Below are 24,335 nucleotides of genomic sequence, written 5' to 3'. Positions count from 1 at the left end.
CGGTACGTGGACCGGAAGGCGGTATTCACGCGAACTGCGGGCGACCGCCCTGTAACAGGATGGAACTGCGGAACTGCCTCAGACCGGCCAGGTGCCCTTGGCGAGGAAGGCCTCGATCACGGTCTCGTACGGCGCGATGTCCAGGCCCTGTTCGGCGAGCCAGGCGTCGGAGTAGTACTTGTCGAGGTAACGCTCGCCGGGGTCGCAGATCAGGGCGACGACGCTGCCGGTGCGGCCCGCCTCGGCCATCTCGGCGATGATCTTGAAGGCACTCCACAGCCCGGTGCCGGTCGAGCCGCCCGCCTTGCGCCCCATGACCCGGTCCAGGGCGCGTACGGCGGCGACCGAGGCGGCGTCGGGGACCTTCATCATGCGGTCGATCGCGCCGGGCACGAAGCTGGGCTCGATGCGGGGGCGGCCGATGCCCTCGATGCGCGAGCCCCGGTCGCAGGAGACGTCGGGGTCGCCGCTGAGCCAGCCGTCGAAGAAGCAGGAGTTCTCGGGGTCGGGGACGCAGACCAGGGTGTCGTGCTGCATGTAGTGCACGTAGCGGGCGATGGTCGCGGAGGTACCGCCGGTCCCGGCGGTGGCGACGATCCAGGTCGGGCAGGGGTGCCGTTCCTTGCGGAGCTGCTGGTAGATCGACTCGGCGATGTTGTTGTTGCCGCGCCAGTCGGTGGCCCGCTCGGCGTAGGTGAACTGGTCCATGTAGTGGCCGCCGGTCTCCTCCGCGAGTCGGGCGGAGACCTCGTACACGGTGCGCGGGTCGTCCACGAGGTGGCAGCGGCCGCCCTGGAACTCGATGAGGCGCTGCTTCTCGGGGCTGGTGGTACGGGGCATCACCGCGATGAAGGGCACGCCGATGAGCTGGGCGAAGTACGCCTCCGAGATCGCCGTCGAACCGCTGGAGGCCTCTATGACCGGCTTGCCGCGCCGGACCCAGCCGTTGCAGAGGCCGTAGAGGAAGAGCGAGCGGGCGAGGCGGTGCTTGAGGCTGCCGGTGGGGTGGGTGGACTCGTCCTTGAGGTAGAGGTCGATGCCCCATTCCTCGGGGAGCGGGAAGCGGAGCAGGTGGGTGTCGGCGGAGCGGTTGGCGTCTGCCTGGACCTTGCGGACGGCCTCTTTGAGCCAGGCGCGGTAGTCGGGGTCGGCGCGGTTCACATCGACGGTGGCGATGGCCACCGGCAGGGCTGTTGACGTGCTCGTACAGTCGCCGGTCTCGGTCTGCTCCATGGTCTCGATCATAGGCAACGCTGGTGGAAGGGCCCGCCGAGAGGGCAGACTGATCGCAGACGGAGGAAGGCGGACCCATGGCCGAACCGGAGTTCAGTGCGAGCGGGGTGCGGATCGGGCGGCGGCTGAGCTCGCTGACCCGCGCCGGGCAGGTCCTGATCCGCGACGGCAGGCTGGTGCTGCTGACCAGCCGGGGGCGGGAGATCGACAGTGCCCCGGTGGAGGAAGTGCACGCGATCCGGACGCCGTTCGCCCTGCGCAGGAGCACGCTGGCGACCGTGAACGGTACCGGCTATCTGCTGACACTGCGCCGCCAGGGGGCGGCTTCGGCCTCGCGTTTCGTGGAGGCGCTGCAGCGGGCCCGGCAGCGGGTCGCCCAGCACTGAGAGTGTCTGGCCTGATCCGGTGAGTTGCGGATCGCCGCCATCGGGGTGACTCTGGTAGCGCATCACGGAGTACTGCAGCAGTCACTCTAGGCAATCTCGCACAGTGTTCCCATTCCATGCGGACAGGACGCGCTCCTACGCGCTCCCACCGCGGAGGGAGTCGCAGCCGTGATCACCGAAGCCACCCCCAGACAGTGCGCCCTTGAGCTGGAGGCACTGCCGTCCCGGATCCAGCAGGTACGCCGGATCGTCGCCGCGCAGTTGCGTTACTGGCGGCTCGAACCGCTCCTCGACAACACCCTGCTGGGCATCACCGAACTGCTGGCCAATGTGCACCGGCACGCCCGGCCGGACAAGAAGTGCCAGGTCGAGCTGACCTTCGCCTCGGGCTGGCTGACCGTCGCCGTCACCGACAACGACCCCCGCCTGCCGCGGGTGCGCGAGTTCGAGCCGCTGGCCACCTGTGGGCGGGGGCTCGCCATGGTCGTGTCGATGAGCGACAGCTGGGGCACCGAGGCGGTGTCCGACGGCGGCAAAGTGGTGTGGTTCACGCTGCGCGCCGAGGCCCCCTCCCCGCGCCTGGCGCTGGCCGCCCCCCTGTCGGTCGTCCGCGGGGCGATGCGCCGGGCTCCCGACGCCATGGCCTCCGCACCGGCCCGCAAGCCCGTACGGGAGCCGGTGCGCGAGCCGGCGCAGAAGCCGGTGCGGATGCGGGAGATCGCTCTGGTCTGACCCTGGTCCTACGGAAGCTGATCCGAGCCCCCTCCCCTGCTACGGGCCGTCGATCGCGGACTCACTCCGCGGCGATGGCCCGCAGCACGTCCAGCCGCGCCGCACGCCGGGCCGGACGCCAGCCCGCCAGTACGCCGGCGGCCAGTCCGACCAGCAGCACAACGCCCAGTTGTCCGGGCGGCACCGCGAAGGCACTCGTGCCGTCGCTGTCGGCCGCTCTGACCAGCGCCCAGCCGAGGAAGCCGCCCAGCCCCAGCCCGCCGACGGTCCCGAAGGCGGCGACGAGCACCGACTCCCAGCGGACCATCGCCCGCAGCTGCGCCCGGGTCTGACCGACGGCCCGCAGCAGGCCCAGCTCGCGGGTGCGCTCGTGCACGGCGAGGGTGAGGGTGTTGGCGATGCCGAGCAGCGCGATGACGACGGCGAGCGCGAGCAGCGCGTAGACGAGGGTGAGGAACATGTCGACGCCTGCCGCCGAGGACTTCGCGTACTCGTCGCGGGTCTGGACGTCCGGATCGCCGTACGCCTTCGCCACCCGCTCGACCGCCGCCTTGCCGTCCGCCGGGCTGACGCCCTCGCGGAAGGTGACGGCGACCAGCGTGTCGGAGTCCTGCACGTGGTGCGGGGCCCAGGCTGCGCGGGTGATGACATAGTTCCCGGCGAGATCTGCCTGCCCGTAGACGGCCCGTACGGTGAAGGCCTGCCGGTCGCCGTCGGCGAAGGCCAGGCGCACGGTACTGCCGGTGTGCCAGCCGTGCTTGTCCGCCTCCGTGCGGGAGACCGCGAGGCCGTTGTCGCCGAGTGCGGTGAGCGATCCGTCGACCGTGCCCAGGTCCAGCGCCCGGGAGAGGGCAACCGGGTCGGTGACAGTGAGCTGGCGGCCCGCGCCGTCGACCTTCGCGACCCCGCGGCCGAGCCCGACGGCGTTCGCCACCTCCGGCAGTTTCGCGACCGCCGGGGCCAGTTCCGGGCTGAGCCCGGTGCCTCCCGCGCCGCGCACCGGTGCGCTGATCGCGACATCGCCCGCGAAGGAGCGGGACACCGTCTCATCCATGGTCGCCTTGAGCGAGGCCCCGAAGACCGTGAAGAGGGACACGACCGCGACCCCGATCATCAGCGCGGTGGCGGTCGCCGCCGTACGTTTCGGGCTGCGCAGCGCATTACGCCTGGCCAGCGCCCCGGTGACACCGCGCAGCCGGGCCAGCGGCGAGCCCAGGATCCGTACCGCGTACGAGGACGCCACCGGGCCGAGCACGACGAAGGCGGCGACGGTGAGCCCGGCGCCCGCCGCCGTCAGCCAGACATTCCGGCTGCCGCCGGCCCCCAGGACGGTGAGCGCGATGCCGGCCGCCGCCATGGCGGCGCCGAACGCGGCACGCGCGCGTGACGCGCCGGAGTGGTCCACGGCCGTCTCGCGCAGCGCGGACAGCGGTGCGGTGCGCCCGGCGCGTACGGCGGGCAGCAGTGCGGAGCCGACGCACACCACGAGGCCGACGGCGAGCGGCACGAGGAGGGCGGTCGCGCCGAGGACCAGGTCACCGGCGGGGAAGGGGAAGCCGATGGCCGGGAAGAGCGCCTGGAGGCCGGCGGCGATGCCGACGCCGCCGAGCAGCCCGGCGGCCGAGGCGATCAGGGCGACGGCGGACGCCTCTGCGAGGGTGCCGCCGAGGACCTGGCGACGGGAGGCACCCAGCGCCCTGAGCAGGGCGTTCTCGCGGGTGCGCTGGGCGACGACGATGGCGAAGGTGTTGTGGATGCTGAAGGTCGCCACCAGCAGGGCGATTCCGGCGAAGACCGTGAGCAGGGTGGTGAACAGATCCAGGAAGCGGCCGGACACCATGTCCAGGTTCTCGTCGGTGGCCTGCTGTCCGGTGATCGCCTCGACGCCCCCGGGGAGGATTCCGGCTCGTTCGATCCGGTCCGCGAGCTGCCCCTGGCCGGTGCCCGGCCCGGCGCGTACGAGGATGGTGGACGCCTGCCCCGGCTTCGGTGTGAGGTAGCGCTCGGCGTCGGCGCTGGTCAGGCCGGTGAAGGTGGTCTGGCCCATGCCGTCCTCGCCGCCGAAGGTCGCGATGCCGACGATCGTGACCCGGAGCGGATCCGGCGTGCGCAGGACGGTTTTGTCGCCGATGCGCAGGCCGCCCTTCTCGGCGGCACCCCGGTTGATGACCGCCTGGCCCGGGGACTGCGGGGCGTGGCCTTCCGCGAGGGCGTACGGATTGAGCTTCGCGTCGGCGATCCAGTTCCCGGCGAGAGTGGGCGGGCCCTGGCCGCCCACCGGCTTGCCGTCGCTGCCGATGAGCTGGCCCGCGCCCTGGATGCTCGGGGCGGCGGCGGCGACGCCCGGGACCGCCCGGACCTTGGCCGCGAGCGCCGTGGGGACGGGCTCGCGGGTGCCCTGGCCCTGGCCGGAGACAGTGACGACGTCGGCGCTGCGGATGACCACGTCGGTGCCGCTGTAGGCGTTGGTGAACAGCGTGTCGAAGCTGGCCCGCAGGGTGTCGCCCATGACCATCGTCCCGGCCAGGAACGACACCCCGAGGAACACGGCGAGAAAGGTCCCGGCGAAGCGCCGCTTGTGCGCGCGCAGCGAGGACAGGCTGAGGCGCAGAGATGTGGTGGTCGCACTCATGACACGGCCTCCTTCGAGGTCCTTTCGATGGGGCCGTCGAATGCCTTCAGTCGGTCGAGCACCTTCTCCGCGGTCGGGTCCTCCATCCGGTCCACCAGCCGTCCATCGGCGAGGAAGACCACCTCGTCGGCATGCGCGGCGGCGACCGGGTCATGGGTGACCATGACGACCGTGCGGCCCATCTCGTGGACGGCCCGCCCCAGCAGCTCCAGCACCTCGGCGCCCGAGCGGGAGTCCAGATTGCCGGTCGGCTCGTCGGCGAAGACCACCTCCGGCCGCCCGGCCAGCGCCCGCGCCACGGCGACGCGTTGCTGCTGGCCGCCGGACAGCTCGCTCGGGCGGTGCAGCAGCCGGTCGCGCAGCCCGATGGTGTCGATCAGGGCGTCCACCCACGCGTCGTCCGTGCGGGCGCCCGCCAGATCCTGCGGCAGCGTGATGTTCTCGGCGACGGTGAGCGTCGGTACGAGATTGAAGGCCTGGAACACGAAGCCGATGCGCTGCCTGCGCAGAAGCGTCAACTGCCGGTCGCCCAGCGCCCCCAGCTCCGTACCGCCGACAAAGGCGGTGCCGGAGCTGAGGGTGTCGAGCCCCGCCGCGCAGTGCATCAGCGTGGATTTCCCCGAGCCCGACGGGCCCATGATCGCGGTGAACCGGCCGGCCGCGAAGTCGGCCGTCACCCCGTCCAGCGCCCGGACCTCGGCGTCCCCGGTGCCGTATGTCCTGACCGCGTCCACCACACGGGCGGCGGCGGTCCCCACGGTCGCGGTCATCGGGTCTCACCCTTCGCGTAGCGTCCGAACTGCTCGTCCAGGACCGAGAGCCTGCGCCAGTACTCGTCCTCGTCGATCTCCCCTGCCGCGAAGCGGCGGCCCAGCACCGCGATCGGCGAGTGCTCGCCGTGCGCGGCCCGGTGCTGCCACGGGCCCCGGCCGCGCCAGACGGTGCGGCGCAGGACGAAGCCGACGCCGACGATCACGGCGGCCCAGACCAGCGGGAAGAACAGGATCCAGGGGCCGGGGCCGTTCCAGTGGTCGGCCAGTGTGGTGGTGGCTGCGATGACGTCCATGAGGGCTCACTCCTCGGTGTGGTGATGTGTGGTTTCCGACATCACCGAGCGTCGTCCTCGCGGCGGCCCAAGTCGTCGTACGGCAAGCGGCAGTGCGCGTACCTCGCCGGGAGTAGACACGGCCGACGGCCACCCGGGATCTGCGGCCGACTTAGGGCCTGTCCGGCGGGTCTCCGTGGCGTCGCGTGCCCTGGCACCAGCGCTCGCGGCGTTGCCGAAACGCCCACAGGAAACCACCCTGTGGGCGCTCCGGCGCCTTGCGATCACAGGCACCAGACCCCGCTCCTTCCCCACGGAGACCCGCCGGACAGGCCCTGGGCGAGTGAGCCGAAGCGGAGCGGCCGCTGTCGAAAAGGAGACGCGCGCAGGGAGCGAGGTACGAGCGACCGAGCACGTCGACTGTCGACAGTGGCTGAGCGCAGCGGAGGCGAACTCGCCTCCAAAAAAAGGGCCTAGCCTTGTGATCATGTGGCGATGCACGGGGCTTCGGTGGACCGAGGGCGGCCCCGCCTGGACCTGGCAGCACCCTCACCAGGACGCGCGGCACAGCCCGCTGCGGCTGGGCGGGCGGGTGGAGCTGGCGGTGCCGGAAGGGGAGGTGCGGCGGTGTGTGGGGGTGTGGCGGGCGGGGCGGTGGACGAGCTGCCCGCAGGGGGTGGCGCTGGCGGGGTGGGCGCGGCGGGACCAGTGCGAGACGTGTGCCGCGCTGGACCGTTCGCAGTCGGTGGCCGCCGACACCACGCTGGACGATCCGCGCCCGTACTCGGTCTATCTCGCCTACTTCGGCCCCGGCGTGTGCAAGGTCGGCATCACCAGGGCCGAGCGTGGCAGCACGCGCCTGCTCGAACAGGCCGCGGTGTGCTTCACCTTCCTCGGCCGGGGCCCGCTGATGGCCGCCCGTCGCGCCGAGTCCGTGCTGGGGGCGGCGCTGGGCATCCCGGACCGCGTATCGGCCGTGGCGAAGCGCACGGCCCGCGCGGCTCTGCCGCCCGCCGGGGAACGGGCTGCGCAACTGCGCGAGGTGTACGAGGCGGCGGCCGGCGTGCCCGACTGGCGGGACACGCTGGGGCCGCTGCCGTACGAAGTCGTCGACCACGCTGCGCTCTTCGGGCTGGAGCCGGATCCGCCCAGGCCCGCACTGGTGGTGACGGAGCTGGCCCCGGGGACGGCGGTCACCGGTGTGCTGCTCGCGGCGGCGGGCAGCGATCTGTACGTGGACACGGCCGACGGCACCGCGCTGCTCGACGCGCATCTGGCCTCGGGCTGGGCCCTCGCGCGGCCCGTGGCCGGTCAGCGGGCGGCGCCGTCGGCCAGGCCCCCGGCGCCGAGGCAGTCCGACAGAACGGAGCCGTTGTTCTGAAGGTCCGGGAGCCCGGCCCGGTCACCCGACGAGCACTCCGAGCGGGTCGTCGAGGACCGGCTGCCAGGCCAGTTCGGCGGCGCCGACGAGGCTGTTGTGGTTGAGGGCACAGCCCAGCAGCGGGACGCTGCCGCTGCGCCCCCACAGGCTGCGGTCGGCGACGACGGCGCGCAGGCGTTCGGGGTCGGCCTCGAGGAGGTCGCGGTGGAGGCCGCCGAGGAGGATGCGGTCGGGGTTGAGGACGTTGACAAGGCCGGCGAGGCCGAGGCCGAGGCGGTCGATGAGTGCGTGGGCGGCGGCGCGTACGGCGGGGTCGGCGTACTCCTCGCGGAGCAGGGTGGTGGCCTGCTCGAGGAGGGAGCCCTCGGGGCCGGGGGTGCGGCCGGCCGCTTCGAGGAGGGCGAGGGGGTCGACCTCGACGTCGAGGCAGCCCCGCAGGCCGCAGTGGCAGGGGCGGCCCTGGGGGTTGACGGTGAAGTGGCCGACCTCCAGGGCGAGTCCGGAGCTGCCGGTGTGGAGGCGGCCGTCGAGGACGAGTGCGCCGCCGACGCCGCGGTGGCCGGTGGCGACGACGAGGAGGTGCTGGGCGCCGTGGCCCGCGCCGTGCCGGTGTTCGGCCAGCGCGCCGAGGTTGATGTCGTTGCCGACGAAGCAGGCGACGGGCGTGCCGGTGGGGCCGGTGATGCCGGCCAGGGCGACCTGTTCCGTGAGGGTCTGCAGCACCGGCGCGCCGGCCGGCCAGGCGAGGTGCAGCGGGTTGAGGGCGGTGCCCTCGGGCTGTGCGACGGCGGACGGCACGGCCAGGCCCACGCCGACGCATACCCGCCCGGTGTCGCGCAGCAGCCCGGCCCCGGCCTCGACGACGGCGCCGAGGACGTGGGCGGGGTCGGCGGGCACGGTCATGCGGCCGGGCGCGGTGACCACGACATGCCCGCCGAGCCCGACGAGGCCCGCGCGGAAGCCGTCGGCGTGCACCTGGACGGCGAGCACGACGGGGCCTTCGGGATCGACCGCGAGTCGGTGCGAGGGGCGGCCCTGGGAGCCGGCCGGGCCGCTGGGCCGGGTGTCGACCCGGATCAGCCGGAGCGCCTCGAGTTCGGCGGCGACCGCGCCCGCCGTCGCGCGGGTCACGCCGAGTTCGGCGGTCAGGACGGCGCGCGTCGGCGCACGCCCGGTGTGCACGAGGGCGAGCGCGGGACCGAGAGCGCCGCGGCCCCTCTCCAACCTTGTCCGAGTCTGGGTCACCCTCCTATTCTGACTTTGTGCCGACCTTAAACAAAATATGGACGGCATTTGCCGGACCGTCCCGTCGACAAACCCGCCGACAGGCCCGCCGACAGTTCCGTCCCCCGACCGACCCAGCCGGCCTCTCGCTCAGACGGCTCAGAGCCGCGCTGACGGTCTTCTTCGCCCTCGACGGCTTCGTCTTCGCGGGCTGGGTGGTGCGCATCCCCGCCATCAAGCAGCAGGTCGGCGCCTCCGCGAGCGCGCTCGGCCTGGCCCTGCTCGGCGTGTCGGCGGGCGCCGTCGCCACGATGCTGGTGACCGGACGGCTCTGCCGGATCTTCGGCAGCCGCGAGGTCACCATCGGCACCGCCGTCCTGCTGTCGCTCAGCGTCGCGCTGCCCCCGCTCACCCCGTCGGCGCTCACCCTCGGGCTGGTGCTGATCATCGTCGGCATCGCCTACGGCGGCATGAACGTGGCGATGAACAGCGTCGCCGTCGACCTCGTCGCCGCTCTGCGCCGCCCGGTCATGCCGAGCTTCCACGCCGCGTACAGCCTCGGCGGACTGGTCGGCGCCGGGCTCGGCGGCGTCCTGGCCGCGCATCTCACCCCGACCCGGCATCTCCTGCTCCTCGTCCCGCTGGGCCTCGCCGGCACCTTCTTCGCCGGGCGCGTCCTGATGGCGTACGAGCTGCCGCGCACGGCCGGTCCCGGTGCAGGGGCCGGTGCAGGGACCGGTGCGGTGCGTACCCGGGCGCCTCTCGGGCGGAGCGCCGGGCTGCTGGTCGGGGTCTTCGGGCTGATCGGGCTGTGCACGGCGTACGGCGAAGGGGCTCTGGCCGAGTGGGGTCCGCTGCACATCGAACTGGACCTAGGCGGCGGTCCGGGGACGGCGGCGGCCGGCTACGCGGCGGTGGCGCTGGCCATGACGGTGGGGCGGCTGTCGGGCACCGCCCTGCTGGAGCGGCTGGGCCAGACCCGCATGCTGGTGGCCGGCGGGCTGACGGCGTGCGGCGGGATGCTGCTCGCCGCGTTCGCCCCGTACGTGTGGCTGGTGCTCGTCGGCTTCGGCGTGACCGGGCTCGGCCTGGCCAACATCTTCCCCGTCGCCATCGCCCGCGCCGGGGCACTCGGCGGGTCGGACGGCGTCGCCACCGCGTCCACGCTCGGCTACGCGGGATTCCTGCTCGGCCCGCCCACCATCGGCTTCCTGGCCGACGCCGCCGGACTGCCGACGGCCCTGACGACGGTCGCGGTACTGGCCGCGTTGTCGGCGGTCATCGCCTTCACGGTGCGGAACGCGTCCGTAGGAGCGGACAATTGAGGGGAGGATTACGGCGAGGACCGAGGCCTGCGCAGACCGCTTCCTGGAGGAGACATGCGCGTACCGCACTGGCTCTCCGACACCGCCCGCTCCGTCCACCGCGAGCGCGCCCCGCGCATCTACCTGTGCCTGGTGGCGGCGGCACTGGTCCTACTGGCCGTCGACACGGCTTTCATCACCCACCAGGCCGCTCTGCTGTCCGGCGTCTGGCTGTTGCTGCTCACCCTGCCGTGGACGCCCGTGCTTTGGGCGCTGCTGGACTCGGTCAGCGGGATCAACACCGTCGAGGCGACGTACGGCTGGGACGGGTATGTGCTCGCCGTGGTGGCGATGCTGATCTCCGCACTGGTCAACGCCGTACTGCTGGGGCTCTTCTCGCGCTACCGGCAACGGCAGCGCGAGCGGCAGCAGGAGCAGGAGCAGGACCGGGGCGTTGTCAGACCCTGATGCCACAATCGTGGCATGGAGGCCATGGGAGCTGATGAGTTCATCGAGGTGCTGCGCCGGGAGGGCGTGCTGATGGCGGCCGCCGCCGAAAAGGCCGGCATCACGGCCGGTGTGCCGACGTGCCCGGACTGGCGGGTGAGCGATCTCGTACGGCACCAGGGCGTCGTTCACCGCTGGGCGGCCGGTTTCGTGGTGGACCGGCTGATGACCGGCGGGCCGATAACCGGTGACACCCCCGGGGACGGGGAGTTGCTGCCCTGGTTCCGCGAGGGGCACCAGCACCTGGTGGACTCGCTGGCGGCGGCTCCGGCGGACCTGGAGTGCTTCTACTTCCTGCCCGCCCCGTCCGCGCGGGAGTTCTGGGCTCGGCGGCAGGCGCACGAGACCACGGTGCACCGGGTGGACGCGGAGGCGGCACTCGGCGTGGAGCCCTCCCCCATCGGCGCCGCTTTCGCGGCCGACGGCGTGGACGAGCTGCTGACGGGCTTCCATGCACGGCCCAAGAGCCGGGTGCGCACCGACCGGCCCCGGACCCTGCGGGTGCGGGCGGTGGACGTGCCGGCCGGGCAGGGCGAGTGGCTGGTGCACCTGTCGGCCGACCCGCTGCGCACGGAGCGCGGAAGCGGAAGCGGCGCAGGTGATGCGGACTGTGCCGTGCACGGGACGGCGGCGGAGCTGTATCTCGCACTGTGGAACCGGGGTCCGTACGAAGGGCTGGAGATATCCGGCGACGCATCGATCATGGAGCTGTGGCGGCGCACCGCGGCGATCGTCTAGCGTTCAAGTCATGCCCCGTCGCCGTCGTACCGCTACGCCCAAATCCACTCTGCGCATGGTCAACTGGTGGCCGCCGTACCTCTTCTCGGGCGTGCGGGTGCTGGAGATAGCCGACGACTGGAGTTCGGCGCGGGTCCGGCTGCGCATGCACTGGTACAACCGCAATTACGTGGGGACGCACTTCGGCGGATCGCTGTTCGCGATGAGCGACCCGTTCTGGATGCTGCTGGTCATGAACACCCTGGGCCCGGAGTACATCGTCTGGGACAAGGCCGGCGAGATCGACTTCGTCGCACCGGGCAAGGGCGATGTCTTCGCCGAGTTCAAGCTGACCGAGCACCGGCTGGAGGAGATCCGCCGGGTGACGGCGGACGGCGGCAAGGCGCTCGTCTGGTTCGAGAACGACGTGGTGGCGGCGGACGGCTCGGTCGTCGCGAAGGTGCGCAAGCAGCTCTACGTGCGGCGCAAGCCGGCCAAGGACCTGGTCGTGTGAAACTCCGCGTCAGTCGCGGCTGAGCATCCGCTGCAGTACGGCACGCTGTACGGGCCTGGCCTCGGCGTGCCGCTCGCGGCCCGCGTCGGTCAGCGAGACTCGTACGCCGCGCCGGTCCTCGGCGCAGATCCCGCGGCTGACCAGACCGTCCTTCTCCAGACGGCCGACCAGCCGGGACAGCGCGCTCTGGCTCAGATGCACACGGTCGGCGAGCTCCTGGACACGGAAGGTGCAGCCACCGTCCTCAGGGCTGTCCTCGGCGAGGATGTCGAGCACTTCGAAGTCGCTCGCGCCCAGCCCGTGCTGGTGCAGCTCGCGGTCGAGCTCGCAGGCGGTGCGCGCGTGCAGCGCGAGAACCTCCCGCCACTGCTCAACGAGCGCATCCTCGGTATTCACGCCGGTCATGGGTGCACGGTACCAGAAAATCCCACCTGAATGCACAGGCATTAAATGCACTTGCATTGAATGCGCGCGCATGGAAGTCTGCCGCACATGCCTTCTGACTCCCCAGCGAGCTGGAGCCCCCGCCAGTGGGGCACGCTTCTCGTCCTGTGCGCGGCGCTCTTCCTCGACGCCCTGGACGTCTCCATGGTCGGCGTCGCCCTGCCGTCCATCGCCCATGACCTCGATCTGTCCACCTCGTCGCTCCAATGGATCGTGAGCGGCTACATCCTGGGCTACGGCGGGCTGCTGCTGCTCGGCGGCCGGGCCGCCGACCTGCTCGGCCGCCGCCGGGTCTTCCTCGTCGCGCTCGCCGTCTTCGCCGCCGCGTCCCTGCTCGGCGGCCTCGTCGACTCGGGCGGGCTGCTGATCGCCTCCCGCTTCATCAAGGGCCTGAGCGCCGCGTTCACCGCGCCCGCCGGGCTGTCCATCATCACCACGTCCTTCGCCGAGGGCCCGGTCCGCAACCGCGCCCTCAGCATCTACACCACCTGCGGCGCCACCGGCTTCTCCATGGGCCTGGTGCTGTCGGGCCTGCTCACCGAGGTCGGCTGGCGCTGGACGATGCTGCTGCCCGCGCCCATCGCGCTGATCGCCCTGACCGCCGGGCTGCGGCTGATCCCCAAGAGCCCCCGCGAGCACGGCCCGGGCCGTGGCTACGACCTGCCCGGCGCGCTCACCGGCACCGCCGCGATGCTGCTGCTCGTCTTCACCGTCGTCGAGGCGCCCCGGGCGGGCTGGGCCTCGGCCCGCACCCTGCTGTCCTTCGCCGTGGTCGCGGCGCTGCTCGCGGCGTTCGTGGCGATCGAGCGGCGCAGCTCCCACCCGCTGATCCGGCTCGGCGTGTTCCGCTCGGCCGACCAGATCCGCGCCAACCTCGGCGGCGCCGCCTTCTTCGGCTCGTACGTCGGTTTCCAGTTCCTGGTCACCCAGTACATGCAGTCGCTGCTCGGCTGGTCCGCCCTGCAGACGGCGCTCGCCTTCCTGCCCGCCGGCGCCCTGGTCGCCCTCGCCTCGACCCGCATCGGGCCACTGGTCGACCGGTTCGGCACCCCACGGGTGATCGCGGCGGGCTTCACCGCACTGGTCGTGGGCTATGTGCTCTTCCTGCGGATCACCCTCACCCCGCAGTACGCGGCCGTGATCCTGCCCTCGATGCTGCTGCTCGGCGCGGCCTGCGCCCTGGTCTTCCCCTCGCTCAACATCCAGGCCACCAACGGCGTCGAGGACGACGAACAGGGCATGGTCTCCGGGCTGCTCAACACCTCCTTCCAGGTCGGCGGCGCCATCTTCCTCGCCGTGGTGACCGCCGTGGTCACGGCGAACGCGGGCCACGGCCCGGCCACCCCGCAGACGGTCCTGGACAGCTACCGGCCGGGCCTGGTGGTGGTCAGCGCGGTCGCGCTCGGCGGGCTGCTGATCACACTCACCGGACTGCGCCGCCGCCGTAATCCGTACGAGATCGTCGTCGCGTCGTCCACGGAGAGCGCCCCGGCCACCAGTGCTCCGACCACAGCGGAGACGGCGGCGGTGCCGGTGCACGACTGATCCCGGGTGAATGTCCGACCTGCGTGCGAGACTTGCGTGACTACCGTCCAGGGGGAGGAGCGGCCGATGCGCGGGACCCGCACGCAGGCGGAACGGGACGCCGTGACTGTGGAGATGATGTTCGCGGCGCTGACCGGGGCGATACTCGCCGCCGTCACACTGGCCGCGTTCACCGGCCCGGTGCTGGCCGGGCAGGCGCACGGCGCGGCCAGGGGCGGCTGGCTCGCCGCCGGGGTCGTAGCGGCGATAGTCGTGTTCTGCGGCCGGGTTGGCCTGGTGCTGCGCCGCTTCGAGCGGACGGGCCGCCGCTAGGGCCTGGCCCCTGAACCAGTCCCTGGTCTAGCCGAGCCAGCCGGGCCGGACCAGGCCGGACTCGTAGGCGAGGACGACCAGTTGTGCGCGGTCGCGGGCGCCGAGCTTGACCATGGTGCGGCTCACATGGGTCTTGGCGGTGAGCGGGCTGACCACGAGGCGGCGGGCGATCTCGTCGTTGGACAGGCCGATCCCGACCAGGGCCATCACCTCGCGTTCGCGTTCGGTGAGGTGCTGCAGGCTCGCGGCGGCGGCAGGCTCCTTGGAGCGGGCGGCGAACTCCTCGATGAGGCGGCGGGTCACGCCCGGCGAGAGCAGGGCGTCCCCGTCCACCACCGCCCGTACCGCGCGGACCAGTTCCTCCGGTTCGGTGTCCTTGACGAGGAAGCCGGAGGCGCCGGCGCGGATCGCCTCGAAGACGTACTCGTCGAGCTCGAAGGTGGTGAGGATGACCACCCTGACCCCGGCCAGTGCCGGATCCGAGGTGATCCGCCGGGTCGCCTCAAGGCCGTCCATGACTGGCATCCGGATGTCCATCAGCACGGTGTCCGGGTTGAGTTCGCGCACCAGGCGCAGCGCGGCCGCGCCGTCGGCGGCCTCACCGACGACCTCGATGCCTGGCTGGGCGTCGAGCAGCGCGGCGAATCCGGCGCGCACCAGCGCCTGGTCGTCGGCGAGCAGTACCCGGATCATCGGCCCTCCTTGTCGGCGTGCGGCAGACGCACCAGGACGCTGAAGCCGCCGTCGGGACGGGGCCCGGCCTCGACGGTGCCGCCGAGCGCGGCCGCACGCTCACGCATGCCGACGAGGCCGTTGCCGCCGCCGGTCTCTTCTGTCGCGGTGGCGGGACCGTCGTCATCGACAGCGATGAGGAGTCCTTCCGGCCGGTATCCGATGCGTACGCGTGCGGTGCGTGATCCCGAGTGCCTGACGATGTTGGTCAGCGCTTCCTGCACGATACGGAAGGCGGCCAGATCCACGCCGGGCGGCAGCGGGAACCGGGTGCCGTCCACCGCGATCTCGACGGCCAGTCCGGCGCCTGCCGCCTGTTCGGCCAGTTCGGCCAGCCTGTCCAGGCCGGGCGCGGGCGAGCGGGGCGCGTCCCCCGGTGTCCGCAGGGCGCCGAGCACCTGGCGGACCTCACCGAGGGCCTCCTTGCTCGCCTGCTTGATGGTGGTCAGGGCCACCCGGGCCTGTTCCGGTCGGTCGTCGATGAGGGCGAGGGCGACGCCCGCCTGGACGTTGATCACCGAGATGCTGTGGGCCAGCACATCGTGCAGCTCGCGGGCGATGCGCAGCCGCTCCTCGTCGGCCCGCCGGCGTTCGGCCTCGGCCCGTTCGCGCCGCTCGCGGACGAACCGCTCCCGGCGTACGCGCACGAGTTCGGCGCCGGCGAGGATGGCCAGCAGCCAGGCCCCGGCGCCCGACGCCTCGGCCCAGGAGGCGGGGCCGTCGCCGGCGGGCGGCAGCCACCGGTAGAGCCACATCCCGGTCACGAGGTGGGCCGCGTAGGCGACCGCCGCAATCGCGATGACGGCCCGGCGGTGGCCTGCGTCGACCGCGACGAAGTAGGCGACGACGAGGCTGACGAAGGCAGGCCCGTACGGGTAGCCGAGGGCGATGTAGACGAGGGTGACGGCAGAGGTGCCCGCCGCCACGGCGACCGGCGTGCGGTGGCGCAGGAGGAGCAGCGCCGGACCGGCCAGGAGCAGGGCGTAGCCGAGCGTGTCGAGCTCGACGCGACCGGGCTGGCGGTGCCCGGCAAGGGTGGAGCCGGCCACCTGGAAGACGGCGATCGCGAGCGAGGAGACCCAGGGCCACCGGGAAGCCGGGCCGCCCCGGGCACGGCGCAGCCAGGGTGGCCCCGCGCCCGGCCGCCGGGGCCGGCTGTCGTCCGTCATGCGGCCACGCTAGACCGGCGGCGCGGTATCCGGCGTCAGCCGGCGGTGGTGGTCGTGTCTACTCCGCGGGAAGTACCGGGCGGGCCCTGATCCCGGCCTGGTGGGCGAGGGTCCCGACGGCATGGCCGAAGAACTCCTCCCGCGCGTCGACCACATTGTTGAACTGGCCGAAGAGCTCAAAGCTGATGAGGCCGAACAGCTGGGCCCAGGCGGCGACCAGCCCCGCCACTGCGGTCTCCGGCAGGTCGCGGTCCAGGTCCTTCACCAGCCGCCACGCGTCGGCGCGCACCGCTTCCGGGAGCGGCACCGCCGCCTCGTGCGGCGCCGCCATCGCCCCGGCGGTATGCGCGTCCTCGGCCACGGCGACGAGGGCCAGGCCGACCCTGGCGGCGGGTCCGATGGTGTCCAGCGGCGCAGTGTAGCCGGGCACGGGCGAGCCGTAGATCAGGGCGTACTCATGGGGATGCTCCAGCGCCCAGCCGCGTACGGCCCGGCAGACCGCGGTCCAGCGCCGCACCGGATCGCTGCCCTCGGATCCGGCCAGGGCCTGCTCCGCTTCCGCGCCGACCGCGTCGTACGCGTCGATGATGAGGGCGGTCAGCAGGTCGTCCCGGCTCGGGAAGTAGCGGTACAGGGCCGAGGAGACCATCCCCAGCTCCCGGGCCACGGCCCGCAGCGACAGCCGCGAGGCTCCCTCGGCGGCGAGCTGTCGCCGTGCCTCCTCCTTGATGGCGGCGGTCACTTCGATTCGAGCCCGCTCCCTGGCTCCTCGGATCACACTCATGGAGACAGTGTGCCACCGATCGGAGCAACGACCAACAACGAGAGCACCGCTCTTGCTTTTCGTTGAGCGCGATGCAACACTGATCTCAAGCGAGAGCGCCGCTCTCACATTCCAGGGGAGACACAATGTCCGAACACGTGCTGAAGCCCGGCTGGTTCACGGTCAATGTCCTCAACCGCCTTGTGGCCTGGCTGACCCGGCGCGGGCTCAGCGTGTGGGGCTCGCGTGTGCTGGCCGTGCGGGGCAGGAAGAGCGGCGAGTGGCGGCGCACCCCGGTCAACCTGCTGACCTTCGAGGGACAGCGCTACCTGGTCGCCCCTCGGGGCCATGTCCAGTGGACGCACAACATGCGGGCCGCCGGAGGCGGGCAGCTGCTGCTCGGGAAGAAGTCCGAGGACTTCACGGCCACCGAGGTGGCGGACGACGACAAGGTGCAGTTGCTGCGGGCCTACCTCAAGCGCTGGAAGGCGGAGGTCGGGGTGTTCTTCGGCGGGGTCGGACCGGAGTCGTCGGACGAGGAGCTGAGGGCGATCGCCCCCAGGCACCCCGTCTTCCGGATAACGCCGGTCAGCTGAAGGTCACGGAGACCTTGGTGAAACCCAGCGACGTGAGCAGTTGCTGAAGCATGGACCGGGTGTTGGCCTCGGCACGCTTGCCGAGACCGCTGTCCTTCGCGGCGGCCTGGATCTTGTCCGCGGCGAGCTGCTGGACCTGTTGCTGCTGGTCGGGGTTGGAGGAGAAGAAGTCGGTGAGCCGGTCGAAGAAACCGCGCTGCTGGGCCACGACATAGGAACGCTTGGGGTCGAGCGAGGTGCGCTCCAGGGCGGCGTGCGGCAGTTGGACCGACGCCGAGGTGCGGTCGTCGGAGACCTTCACCGCGTTGTCGCCGAGCTTCCCGAAGTCGACATAGGCGTCGACGCTGCCTGCGCCGACATAAAGGGTGCGCCTTCCGCGCACCGCGTCGGGCAGGAACGTGGCGTCCTTCTCCAGGTCGACCACGACCTGGAAGTTCCCGCTGGCGCCCTCGAACCGGCTCATGTCCTTGATGGATTTGAGCACAACAGGACCCGTGCGGTCCTTGGTCTCCTCGGCGAACGGGTTGGGCAGACCAGGGATCAGGTCGGCCTTGGCCACGAGCACGAGCAGTCCGGCGAATACGAGCAGTCCGGCGGCGAGCCGGGCCCACCAGGGCATCCGGCCAGCGTCGTTGCGTATGGGCATCGTCGGCACCTCCTGGAAAGTGTGTGCCCCCGAACAGGGCTTCTATGAGCGAGTAGTTCAACAGCTCTGTCACAGGCCGACGGTCACGGCCGGTCCATGGCGTTCAACGCCCGGCGTGCCAGCGGATGGGTCCGGACCAGCTCGGCGAGCGAGCTCGAACCCCGCACGATCCTGGCGAAGGCGTTCCACGCGGGAGGGAAGGTGGTGAGCACGGCATGCAGCACGCCCGGGCGCTTCTCGAACAGGGTCATCATCCGCCGCCCCACGCCCATCTCCACGCCCAGCCCGGCCTTGACCGCGAAGGCGTAGTTGAGCGCCTGCCGGCGGGCGTCGACCGCATCGTGCGCCTCCGAGATACGGACCGCCCACTCCCCCGCCAGCCGGCCCGAGCGCAGCGCGTACGAGATGCCCTCGCGGGTCCACGGCTCCAGCAGCCCGGCCGCGTCACCGCAGACCAGCACCCGGCCCCGCGAGAGCGGGGAGTCGTCGGAGCGGCAGCGGGTCAGGTGGCCGGAGGAGATGCTGGGCTCGAAACCGGCCAGGCCGAGGCGGGCCACGAAGTCGTCGAGGTAGCGCTTGGTCGCGCCGCCGTCGCCCCGGGCGGAGATGACCCCGACCGTGAGCGAGTCGCCCTTGGGGAACACCCAGCCGTAACTGCCGGGCAGCGGGCCCCAGTCGATGAGCACCCGGCCCGCCCAGTCCTCGGCCACCTCCGCCGGCACCGGGATCTCGGCCTCCAGGCCCAGGTCGACCTGGTCCAGTTTGACGCCGACGTGGGCGCCTATCCGGCTGGCGCTTCCATCCGCGCCGACCACGGACCGGGCGAGCACGGTGCCGCCGTCGCTGAGCACCACCGCGACGGTGCGCCGGTCGGGCACCGCGGGCCCGTGCTGCTCGACTCGGGAGACGGCGGTGCCGGTGCGCAGCACGGCCCCGGCGCCCTGCGCGGCCTCGACAAGTCCGGCGTCGAACTCGGGGCGGTTGATGAGCCCGAAGAGCATCTGCCGGGAGCGCTTGGTGCGGACCAGCCTGCCGTTGAGGCTGAAGGTCACCGCGTGCACCCTCTCGCGGAGCGGGAGTTCGAAACCGGGCGGCAGCGCGTCGCGGGACGGGCCGATGATGCCGCCGCCGCAGGTCTTGTAGCGGGGCAGTTCGGCCTTCTCCAGGATCAGCACCCGGCGTCCGGCGGTCGCCGCGGCATAGGCAGCCGAGGCCCCGGCCGGACCGGCGCCGACCACGACGACATCCCAGACCTCCTCGGGCACGGCGGCTGCGCTCTCGGCGCTCTCGGCGCTCTCGGCGTTCTCCGCGTTTTCCGCGTGCTCCGCCGACTCGCTGCCGTCCTGCGTCCCATGCTCGCTGCTCACGTGTGCTTCCGCTCCCGATCAACCCGCCGACTGCCGTCGCCCCTGCTCAGCCGCATCCTATTGCGCGATGCCCGGCAGGCTCCCTGTGGCACCATCGATCACGACCACCCGCACCCACAAGGAGCGCCCATGTCCACCGCCCCTTCCGCCGGACCCCTCGCGGAAACCGTCGCCTCGCTCATGTCACGGGCCCGCACCGAACTGGCCGAACTGGTGTCCTACCGGTCGGTCGCGGACCCGCGCCAGTTCCCCAAGAGCGAGTGCGAGGACGCCGCCCGCTGGGTGGCGCGGGCGCTGGACGCGGAAGGCTTCCAGGACATCGCCGTCCTGGACACCCCGGACGGCACCCAGTCGGTGTACGGACACCTGCCCGGACCCGCAGGAGCGCCCACGGTGCTGCTGTACGCGCACTACGACGTGCAGCCGCCGCTGGACGAGGCTGCCTGGATCTCACCGCCGTTCGAGCTGACCGAGCGAGACGGCCGCTGGTACGCGCGGGGCGCCGCGGACTGCAAGGGCGGCGTCATCATGCACCTGACCGCACTGCGGGCACTGCGCGAGCAGGGCGGGGTGCCGGTCAACGTCAAGGTCATCGTGGAGGGCTCGGAGGAGCAGGGCACCGGCGGCCTGGAGCGCTACGCCGAGGCACACCCCGAGTTGCTGGCGGCGGACACGATCGTCATCGGGGACTCCGGCAACTTCCGGGTCGGCCTGCCGACCGTCACGGCGACACTGCGGGGTATGGCGCTGGTGGAGGTGCGGGTCAGCACGCTCGGCGGCAATCTGCACTCGGGTCAGTTCGGCGGCGCCGCGCCGGACGCCCTCGCCGCGCTGATCCAGATCCTCGCCTCGCTGCGCGACGAGACCGGCGCGACGACGGTCGACGGCCTGTCCGGCGAAGGCTCCTGGGAAGGCCTGCAGTATCCCGAGGACGACTTCCGCGGCGACGCGAAGGTTCTGGACGGCGTCGCGCTGGTCGGCACCGGCACCATCGCCGACCGCATCTGGGCCCGGCCGTCCGTCACCGTGCTCGGCATCGACGCCCCGCCGGTCATCGGCGCGACGCCTTCGGTCCAGGCGACCGCCGGCGCGCTCGTGAGCCTGCGCGTCCCGCCCGGCGTCGACGCCCAGGACGCCGCCAAGCTGCTCACCGCCCACCTTGAGGCGGCGGCCCCCTGGGGCGCCCGTGTCGAGGTCATCCAGCGCGGCAGCGGCCAGGCCTTCCGCGCCGACACCTCCAGCCCCGCCTACGCAGCCATGGCCCAGGCCATGCACGCCGCCTACGGCAAGGACCTGGAGATCGCCGGCCAGGGCGGCTCCATCCCGCTGTGCAACACCCTGGCCACCCTCTACCCGGAGGCCGAGATCCTGCTCATCGGGCTCAGCGAGCCCGAGGCGCAGATCCACGCGGTCAACGAGAGCGTCTCCCCGGAGGAGTTGGAGAAGCTGTCGCTGGCCGAGGCGCTCTTCCTGCGGAACTACGCGGCATCCAAGGCGAACTGATCGCCGGACGGGCTGAATTCAGCCCGTCCGGCGATTGAGGACAGAACCGGCCACCGTACTAGGGCCTGTCCGGTCGATCTTGGCCGGACAGGCCCTAGCCGACGGGCACGCCCGCTTCGAGGTTGAGCACGGTGGCGCGTTCGCGGGCTCGCAGGGCCCATCGGAGGCGTGACAGGCGCACCGGCGGCAGCATGTCCGCGGCCTCGTCCTCGGTGGCGAAGCGCCAGCCGCGCAGCTCCGACCCGGGCAGCAGGAGGCGTTCGGCGTCGGCGGCGGTCAGCAGGCCGCCGTCGAAGAGCAGCCGCAGGCCACCGTAGCCGGGCGGGTTCGGCGGCTCCCAGTCGATGACCAGGAGCCGGGGGACGGCGGGGAGTTCGAGGCCGAGTTCCTCGGCGACCTCGCGCATGCCGGCCCGCGCCGGGGGCTCACCGGGCTCTACTACGCCGCCGGGGAACTCCCAGCCGGGCTTGTAGGTCGGGTCGACGAGCAGCACCCGGTCGTGTTCGTCGAAGAGCAGCACGCCGGCCGCCAGGGTCTCGGCGGTGGGTTCGGGGGTCTGCACGATGTCGCAGGCCCCCTCCCCCGCCCGGACGGCCTCGGCGATCCGCTCGGCGGTCTCGCGCGGCGTGAGCGCTCCCGCGTCGATGGTGTGCGCGTCGCCGGTGAGCCACGGCAGCGCTTCTTGGTAGGCGGCGAGGTGGCCCAGACACCAGTCGCGCACCGACGCGCTGGCCTCGGGGTCGTCGGGAATCTCCTCGCGCTGCGCGATCCGCTCGCGCAGGATCGTTTCCTCAGCGTGCAGCAGCACATGCCGCACCGGGATCCGCCGCGAGGCCAGGCCGCCGAAGATCTCATCACGGTAGTCCTGCCGCAGCAGCGTCATCGGGGCGATGAGCGGCCCGCTGACCTCACTGAGCACGGCCGCCGCCGTGTCGACGACGAGGCGCCGCCAGGACGGCAGGTCCTGGTAGTCGGAGACCTCCCCGAGCCGCTTCTCCGGCAGCAGCATCCGCAGTCCGGCGCCGATGATTTCCGGGTCGTAGAGCACGCTGCCCGGTATGAGGTCGAGCAGTTCGCGTGCCGCGCTGGTCTTGCCAGCTCCGAAGGTTCCGTTGAGCCAGACGATCACGGTGCCCCCTATTCCGTAGCCCCCTACGAATTGCCCGGATCATCGGCGTCTGCAAACGCGAGGGCCCGACGGAGCCCGGCCATCAGGCCCGACGCTCACGTCCTCCGCGTACAGCTCGAAGGGTTCTTCCCAATCACGCGACTACCACGACCACTTCGCCCTCGCCGCCGTCACCGGCAGCCTGCCCCGGTTGGCCGCGGCCCTCAGCCCGCCGAGCTGAACCCCGCTGGCCGCAGCGCCTGCGCCGCGGCGGCCGCGGCGCCGACCAGCCCAGCGTCCGTACCGAGCAGGGCCGGGACCACCTTCACGCCGGAGGTGAAGGACAGCGTCGCGTAGCGGCCGAGGTGGGCCCGCAGCGGGTCGAACAGCAGCGGCCCGGCCCCGGCGACGCCACCGCCGATCACCACGATCCCGAGCTCGACGAGGGTCGCGGTGGCGGCGATGCCGGCGGCCAGCGCCTGAGCGGCGCGGTCGAAGGAGGCCAGCGCCACCGGGTCCCCGGCACGGGCCGAGTCCGCGACGGCGGCGGCGGTCGGCTCGGCCCCGGCCAGGGGGCGCCAGCCCGATTCCAGGGCGCGGCGGGCGATGTTGGGGCCGCTCGCGATGCGCTCGACGCAGCCGCGCGAGCCACAGGGGCACGGGTCTCCGTCGAGGTCCACGCTGATGTGGCCTATGTGGCCCGCGTTGCCCGTCGGCCCCGGATAGACGCTCCCGCCGAGCACCAGGCCGCCGCCGACGCCGGTCGACACGACCATGCACACCGCGTTGTCATGGCCCCGCGCCGCGCCCAGCCAGTGCTCCGCCGCCGCGATGGCCACACCGTCCCCGGTCAGCACCACGGGCAGCCCCCCGGACGCCTCCGTGACCCCCGCGACCAGCGGGTAGTCCCGCCACCCCGGCACGTTCACCGGACTGACGGTGCCCACCGAGGCATCGACGGGGCCCGCGCTGCCGATCCCGACCGCCACCACGGTCGGCCACTGCGGGGCGGCGCGGAGCTCGGCGATCACCTCTTCGACGGCACGCATCACCGTCGCCCCGTCCTCCCGCGCGGGCGTGGGCCGCAGGGCCCGTACGAGCAGCCGGCCGTCCGGGTCCACCAGCGCACCGGCGATCTTCGTACCGCCGATGTCCAGCGCGGCGATCAGCGGGGCGGTCTCGGCGGACGGTCGGGGCGCGGCGGGCGGCCCGGCCGTGTATTCGGTGCGCATGGCGGTAGTCTCACCCTTTGTTGACAACGTTGTCCAGCCCCTAGGATCCGCCTGTGACCGAGATTCCGCGCACCCTCACCGCCCGCCCCACCATGAAGGATGTCGCGGCCCGCGCCGGCGTCGGCCTCAAGACCGTCTCCCGCGTCGTCAACGAGGAACCCGGAGTCACCGACGACACCATCGCCCGCGTCCAGTCCGCCATCGAAGCGCTCGGCTTCCGCCGCAACGACAGCGCGCGGCTGCTGCGGAAGGGCCGTACGGCCAGCATCGGGCTGGTGCTGGAGGATCTGGCCGACCCCTTCTACTCCCCCTTGAGCCGGGCCGTCGAGGACCTCGCCCGCGCCCACGGGACGCTTCTGTTCACCGGGTCCAGCGCGGAGAACGCCGACCGCGAGCAGGAGCTTGTACTGGCCTTCTGCGCACGGCGGGTCGACGGTCTGGTGGTCGTCCCCGCCAGCGACGACCACCGCTACCTGGAGCCCGAGATCGCCGCCGGCGTCGCCACGGTCTTCGTCGACCGCCCGGCCGGCCGCATCGACGCGGACGTCGTCCTCAGCGACAACGCCGGCGGCACGCGGGACGGCGTCGCCCACCTCATCGCCCACGGCCACCGCCGCATCGGCTTCATCGGCGACCAGCCGCACATCCACACGGCGGCCGAGCGGCTGCGCGGGTACCGCGAGGCGATGGCCTCGGCCGGCCTGGCCGTCCGGGACGCGTGGGTCTCCTCCGGGCCGACCTCCCCCGAGCGCGTACGTGCCGAGCTTGAGCGAATGCTTGCCGGGCCCGAGCCGATCACGGCTCTCTTCGCCGGCAACAACCGCATCACGGTCACCGCGGTGCGCGTCCTCTACGAGGGCGACCGCGATCGCGACGGCCCCGGCCAGGTCGCCCTCGTCGGCTTCGACGACTTCGAGCTCGCGGATCTGCTGCGGCCCGGCGTCACGGTCGTCGCCCAGGACCCGGCCCTGCTGGGGCTTACCGCGGCGCGGCTGCTCTTCCAGCGGCTCGACGGCGCGTCCGGGGAGCCGGCGCGAGTCGAACTGCCGTGCCGGCTCATTGCCCGGGGGTCGGGGGAGATTCCGCCGCGCGCTATCGCGTAGGCCTGTTGTTACGGTGCCGTCGGTCGGGGTTGCCGGTTCCGTCCTCAAGCGCCGGACGGGCTGGGTCGGCCGGTGTGCGCCTGCCGTTTCGTCTGGGGTCGGGGCCGCCTGCCGGGACTGCGTCCTCAGCGCTCGCGACT

The 24,335-nt window shown here is 72.4% G+C and carries 25 protein-coding genes; 12 read left to right on the top strand and 13 right to left on the bottom strand.

Features of this window, described 5'->3' with window-relative positions; genetic code table 11:
• Window positions 1–78 precede the first annotated feature (78 nt).
• A complete protein-coding gene (locus OG607_RS39830) occupies window positions 79–1,233 on the bottom strand; it encodes a PLP-dependent cysteine synthase family protein (RefSeq protein WP_405734347.1) in 1,155 nt (384 codons plus the stop codon).
• 77 nt (window positions 1,234–1,310) lie between these two features.
• Here OG607_RS39830 and OG607_RS39825 point away from each other — a divergent pair, with 77 nt between their 5' ends.
• Window positions 1,311–1,619 (top strand): hypothetical protein, encoded by a 309-nt coding sequence (locus tag OG607_RS39825; protein ID WP_405734345.1) that lies wholly within the window; start codon window positions 1,311–1,313, stop codon window positions 1,617–1,619.
• A gap of 168 nt (window positions 1,620–1,787) precedes the next feature.
• The gene (locus OG607_RS39820) at window positions 1,788–2,351 is read left to right on the top strand and encodes an ATP-binding protein (RefSeq protein WP_405734343.1); all 564 of its coding nucleotides are present in this window, start codon (window positions 1,788–1,790) and stop codon (window positions 2,349–2,351) included.
• 61 nt (window positions 2,352–2,412) lie between these two features.
• Here the strand turns inward: OG607_RS39820 and OG607_RS39815 are convergent, their stop codons facing one another.
• The 3 genes from OG607_RS39815 to OG607_RS39805 are packed head-to-tail and all read right to left on the bottom strand — an operon-like array spanning window position 2,413 to window position 6,049.
• Window positions 2,413–4,983 (bottom strand): ABC transporter permease, encoded by a 2,571-nt coding sequence (locus tag OG607_RS39815; protein WP_405734341.1) that lies wholly within the window; start codon window positions 4,981–4,983, stop codon window positions 2,413–2,415.
• Window positions 4,980–5,753 carry an ABC transporter ATP-binding protein gene (locus OG607_RS39810; protein WP_405734339.1) on the bottom strand — a complete coding sequence of 258 codons (774 nt, stop codon included), beginning with the start codon at window positions 5,751–5,753 and terminating at the stop codon, window positions 4,980–4,982. The genes OG607_RS39815 and OG607_RS39810 overlap by 4 nt, the downstream gene beginning before the upstream one ends.
• The gene (locus tag OG607_RS39805) at window positions 5,750–6,049 is read right to left on the bottom strand and encodes an SHOCT domain-containing protein (RefSeq protein ID WP_405734337.1); all 300 of its coding nucleotides are present in this window, start codon (window positions 6,047–6,049) and stop codon (window positions 5,750–5,752) included. Before OG607_RS39805 ends, OG607_RS39810 begins: the two co-directional genes overlap by 4 nt.
• 466 nt (window positions 6,050–6,515) lie before the next feature.
• Here OG607_RS39805 and OG607_RS39800 point away from each other — a divergent pair, with 466 nt between their 5' ends.
• Window positions 6,516–7,409 (top strand): DUF2797 domain-containing protein, encoded by an 894-nt coding sequence (locus OG607_RS39800; protein WP_405734335.1) that lies wholly within the window; start codon window positions 6,516–6,518, stop codon window positions 7,407–7,409.
• A 21-nt stretch (window positions 7,410–7,430) separates the two neighbouring features.
• On the opposite strand, the gene OG607_RS39795 is transcribed toward OG607_RS39800, so the two are convergent.
• Window positions 7,431–8,702, bottom strand: coding sequence for an ROK family protein (locus OG607_RS39795; protein ID WP_405734333.1), 1,272 nt, complete (start codon window positions 8,700–8,702; stop codon window positions 7,431–7,433).
• Between OG607_RS39795 and OG607_RS39790 the strand changes: the two genes are divergently transcribed.
• The 4 genes from OG607_RS39790 to OG607_RS39775 are packed head-to-tail and all read left to right on the top strand — an operon-like array spanning window position 8,672 to window position 11,675.
• Entirely contained in the window at window positions 8,672–9,958 is a 1,287-nt protein-coding gene (locus OG607_RS39790) for an MFS transporter (protein WP_405734331.1), read from the top strand. The genes OG607_RS39795 and OG607_RS39790 overlap by 31 nt on opposite strands.
• 54 nt (window positions 9,959–10,012) lie before the next feature.
• Window positions 10,013–10,405: an SCO4225 family membrane protein gene (locus OG607_RS39785; protein ID WP_405734329.1), complete on the top strand. Its 393-nt coding sequence runs from the start codon at window positions 10,013–10,015 to the stop codon at window positions 10,403–10,405.
• Window positions 10,406–10,429: 24 nt separating this feature from the next.
• Window positions 10,430–11,182 carry a maleylpyruvate isomerase family mycothiol-dependent enzyme gene (locus OG607_RS39780; protein WP_405737367.1) on the top strand — a complete coding sequence of 251 codons (753 nt, stop codon included), beginning with the start codon at window positions 10,430–10,432 and terminating at the stop codon, window positions 11,180–11,182.
• Between the two features lie 10 nt (window positions 11,183–11,192).
• Window positions 11,193–11,675 carry a DUF4442 domain-containing protein gene (locus tag OG607_RS39775; RefSeq protein WP_405734327.1) on the top strand — a complete coding sequence of 161 codons (483 nt, stop codon included), beginning with the start codon at window positions 11,193–11,195 and terminating at the stop codon, window positions 11,673–11,675.
• 9 nt (window positions 11,676–11,684) lie between these two features.
• Here the strand turns inward: OG607_RS39775 and OG607_RS39770 are convergent, their stop codons facing one another.
• Window positions 11,685–12,080 (bottom strand): MarR family winged helix-turn-helix transcriptional regulator, encoded by a 396-nt coding sequence (locus OG607_RS39770; protein WP_405734325.1) that lies wholly within the window; start codon window positions 12,078–12,080, stop codon window positions 11,685–11,687.
• A gap of 87 nt (window positions 12,081–12,167) precedes the next feature.
• Between OG607_RS39770 and OG607_RS39765 the strand changes: the two genes are divergently transcribed.
• Both OG607_RS39765 and OG607_RS39760 read left to right on the top strand, forming a co-directional pair.
• Window positions 12,168–13,664: an MFS transporter gene (locus OG607_RS39765; RefSeq protein WP_405734323.1), complete on the top strand. Its 1,497-nt coding sequence runs from the start codon at window positions 12,168–12,170 to the stop codon at window positions 13,662–13,664.
• Between the two features lie 66 nt (window positions 13,665–13,730).
• Window positions 13,731–13,976: a DUF6332 family protein gene (locus tag OG607_RS39760; RefSeq protein WP_405734321.1), complete on the top strand. Its 246-nt coding sequence runs from the start codon at window positions 13,731–13,733 to the stop codon at window positions 13,974–13,976.
• A 27-nt stretch (window positions 13,977–14,003) separates the two neighbouring features.
• On the opposite strand, the gene OG607_RS39755 is transcribed toward OG607_RS39760, so the two are convergent.
• From OG607_RS39755 to OG607_RS39745, 3 genes are read right to left on the bottom strand one after another with little or no spacing between them, the layout of a single operon-like run.
• Complete coding sequence (locus tag OG607_RS39755) at window positions 14,004–14,669, bottom strand: response regulator (protein WP_405734319.1); 666 nt, start codon at window positions 14,667–14,669, stop codon at window positions 14,004–14,006.
• On the bottom strand, window positions 14,666–15,877 hold the full coding sequence (locus OG607_RS39750) for a sensor histidine kinase (protein WP_405734317.1): 1,212 nt from the start codon (window positions 15,875–15,877) through the stop codon (window positions 14,666–14,668). Before OG607_RS39750 ends, OG607_RS39755 begins: the two co-directional genes overlap by 4 nt.
• Window positions 15,878–15,935: 58 nt before the next feature.
• Window positions 15,936–16,661 carry a TetR/AcrR family transcriptional regulator gene (locus OG607_RS39745; protein ID WP_405734315.1) on the bottom strand — a complete coding sequence of 242 codons (726 nt, stop codon included), beginning with the start codon at window positions 16,659–16,661 and terminating at the stop codon, window positions 15,936–15,938.
• 125 nt (window positions 16,662–16,786) lie between these two features.
• Between OG607_RS39745 and OG607_RS39740 the strand changes: the two genes are divergently transcribed.
• A complete protein-coding gene (locus OG607_RS39740; RefSeq protein ID WP_405734313.1) occupies window positions 16,787–17,236 on the top strand; it encodes a nitroreductase family deazaflavin-dependent oxidoreductase in 450 nt (149 codons plus the stop codon).
• On the opposite strand, the gene OG607_RS39735 is transcribed toward OG607_RS39740, so the two are convergent.
• Window positions 17,229–17,882: a DUF4230 domain-containing protein gene (locus tag OG607_RS39735; protein ID WP_405734311.1), complete on the bottom strand. Its 654-nt coding sequence runs from the start codon at window positions 17,880–17,882 to the stop codon at window positions 17,229–17,231. The genes OG607_RS39740 and OG607_RS39735 overlap by 8 nt on opposite strands.
• Window positions 17,883–17,965: 83 nt before the next feature.
• The gene (locus tag OG607_RS39730; protein ID WP_405737365.1) at window positions 17,966–19,147 is read right to left on the bottom strand and encodes a geranylgeranyl reductase family protein; all 1,182 of its coding nucleotides are present in this window, start codon (window positions 19,145–19,147) and stop codon (window positions 17,966–17,968) included.
• A 231-nt stretch (window positions 19,148–19,378) separates the two neighbouring features.
• On the opposite strand from OG607_RS39730, the gene OG607_RS39725 reads away from it, so the two are divergent.
• Entirely contained in the window at window positions 19,379–20,752 is a 1,374-nt protein-coding gene (locus OG607_RS39725) for a dipeptidase (protein ID WP_405734309.1), read from the top strand.
• Between the two features lie 94 nt (window positions 20,753–20,846).
• Here OG607_RS39725 and OG607_RS39720 read toward each other — a convergent pair whose 3' ends face one another.
• Together OG607_RS39720 and OG607_RS39715 are read right to left on the bottom strand one after the other, a co-directional pair.
• Window positions 20,847–21,881, bottom strand: a complete 1,035-nt coding sequence (locus OG607_RS39720) for an NUDIX domain-containing protein (RefSeq protein ID WP_405734307.1) — start codon at window positions 21,879–21,881, stop codon at window positions 20,847–20,849.
• A 203-nt stretch (window positions 21,882–22,084) separates the two neighbouring features.
• Window positions 22,085–23,092 (bottom strand): ROK family protein, encoded by a 1,008-nt coding sequence (locus OG607_RS39715; protein ID WP_405734305.1) that lies wholly within the window; start codon window positions 23,090–23,092, stop codon window positions 22,085–22,087.
• A 92-nt stretch (window positions 23,093–23,184) separates the two neighbouring features.
• Between OG607_RS39715 and OG607_RS39710 the strand changes: the two genes are divergently transcribed.
• The gene (locus OG607_RS39710) at window positions 23,185–24,195 is read left to right on the top strand and encodes a LacI family DNA-binding transcriptional regulator (RefSeq protein ID WP_405737362.1); all 1,011 of its coding nucleotides are present in this window, start codon (window positions 23,185–23,187) and stop codon (window positions 24,193–24,195) included.
• Window positions 24,196–24,335 lie beyond the last annotated feature (140 nt).

It is taken from the genome of Streptomyces sp. NBC_01537, from assembly GCF_045040445.1.
Lineage (GTDB): Bacteria > Actinomycetota > Actinomycetes > Streptomycetales > Streptomycetaceae > Actinacidiphila.
The sequence above is the reverse complement of the archived record's forward strand: the minus strand, read 5'-3'. Positions and strand labels throughout refer to the sequence as shown.

Excerpts from the sequence above, each read along its gene's own strand:
- OG607_RS39830 (WP_405734347.1), bottom strand. The coding sequence starts at position 1,233 with ATGGAGCAGACCGAGACCGGCGACTGTACGAGCACGTCAACAGCCCTG.
- OG607_RS39825 (WP_405734345.1), top strand. The coding sequence starts at position 1,311 with ATGGCCGAACCGGAGTTCAGTGCGAGCGGGGTGCGGATCGGGCGGCGG.
- OG607_RS39805 (WP_405734337.1), bottom strand. The coding sequence starts at position 6,049 with ATGGACGTCATCGCAGCCACCACCACACTGGCCGACCACTGGAACGGC.
- OG607_RS39815 (WP_405734341.1), bottom strand. The coding sequence starts at position 4,983 with ATGAGTGCGACCACCACATCTCTGCGCCTCAGCCTGTCCTCGCTGCGC.
- OG607_RS39785 (WP_405734329.1), top strand. The coding sequence starts at position 10,013 with ATGCGCGTACCGCACTGGCTCTCCGACACCGCCCGCTCCGTCCACCGC.
- OG607_RS39735 (WP_405734311.1), bottom strand. The coding sequence starts at position 17,882 with ATGCCCATACGCAACGACGCTGGCCGGATGCCCTGGTGGGCCCGGCTC.
- OG607_RS39780 (WP_405737367.1), top strand. The coding sequence starts at position 10,430 with ATGGGAGCTGATGAGTTCATCGAGGTGCTGCGCCGGGAGGGCGTGCTG.
- OG607_RS39765 (WP_405734323.1), top strand. The coding sequence starts at position 12,168 with ATGCCTTCTGACTCCCCAGCGAGCTGGAGCCCCCGCCAGTGGGGCACG.
- OG607_RS39750 (WP_405734317.1), bottom strand. The coding sequence starts at position 15,877 with ATGACGGACGACAGCCGGCCCCGGCGGCCGGGCGCGGGGCCACCCTGG.
- OG607_RS39710 (WP_405737362.1), top strand. The coding sequence starts at position 23,185 with ATGAAGGATGTCGCGGCCCGCGCCGGCGTCGGCCTCAAGACCGTCTCC.
- OG607_RS39755 (WP_405734319.1), bottom strand. The coding sequence starts at position 14,669 with ATGATCCGGGTACTGCTCGCCGACGACCAGGCGCTGGTGCGCGCCGGA.
- OG607_RS39810 (WP_405734339.1), bottom strand. The coding sequence starts at position 5,753 with ATGACCGCGACCGTGGGGACCGCCGCCGCCCGTGTGGTGGACGCGGTC.
- OG607_RS39760 (WP_405734321.1), top strand. The coding sequence starts at position 13,731 with ATGCGCGGGACCCGCACGCAGGCGGAACGGGACGCCGTGACTGTGGAG.
- OG607_RS39715 (WP_405734305.1), bottom strand. The coding sequence starts at position 23,092 with ATGCGCACCGAATACACGGCCGGGCCGCCCGCCGCGCCCCGACCGTCC.
- OG607_RS39740 (WP_405734313.1), top strand. The coding sequence starts at position 16,787 with ATGTCCGAACACGTGCTGAAGCCCGGCTGGTTCACGGTCAATGTCCTC.
- OG607_RS39725 (WP_405734309.1), top strand. The coding sequence starts at position 19,379 with ATGTCCACCGCCCCTTCCGCCGGACCCCTCGCGGAAACCGTCGCCTCG.
- OG607_RS39775 (WP_405734327.1), top strand. The coding sequence starts at position 11,193 with ATGCCCCGTCGCCGTCGTACCGCTACGCCCAAATCCACTCTGCGCATG.
- OG607_RS39745 (WP_405734315.1), bottom strand. The coding sequence starts at position 16,661 with ATGAGTGTGATCCGAGGAGCCAGGGAGCGGGCTCGAATCGAAGTGACC.
- OG607_RS39795 (WP_405734333.1), bottom strand. The coding sequence starts at position 8,702 with ATGCCGTCCATATTTTGTTTAAGGTCGGCACAAAGTCAGAATAGGAGG.
- OG607_RS39800 (WP_405734335.1), top strand. The coding sequence starts at position 6,516 with ATGTGGCGATGCACGGGGCTTCGGTGGACCGAGGGCGGCCCCGCCTGG.
- OG607_RS39770 (WP_405734325.1), bottom strand. The coding sequence starts at position 12,080 with ATGACCGGCGTGAATACCGAGGATGCGCTCGTTGAGCAGTGGCGGGAG.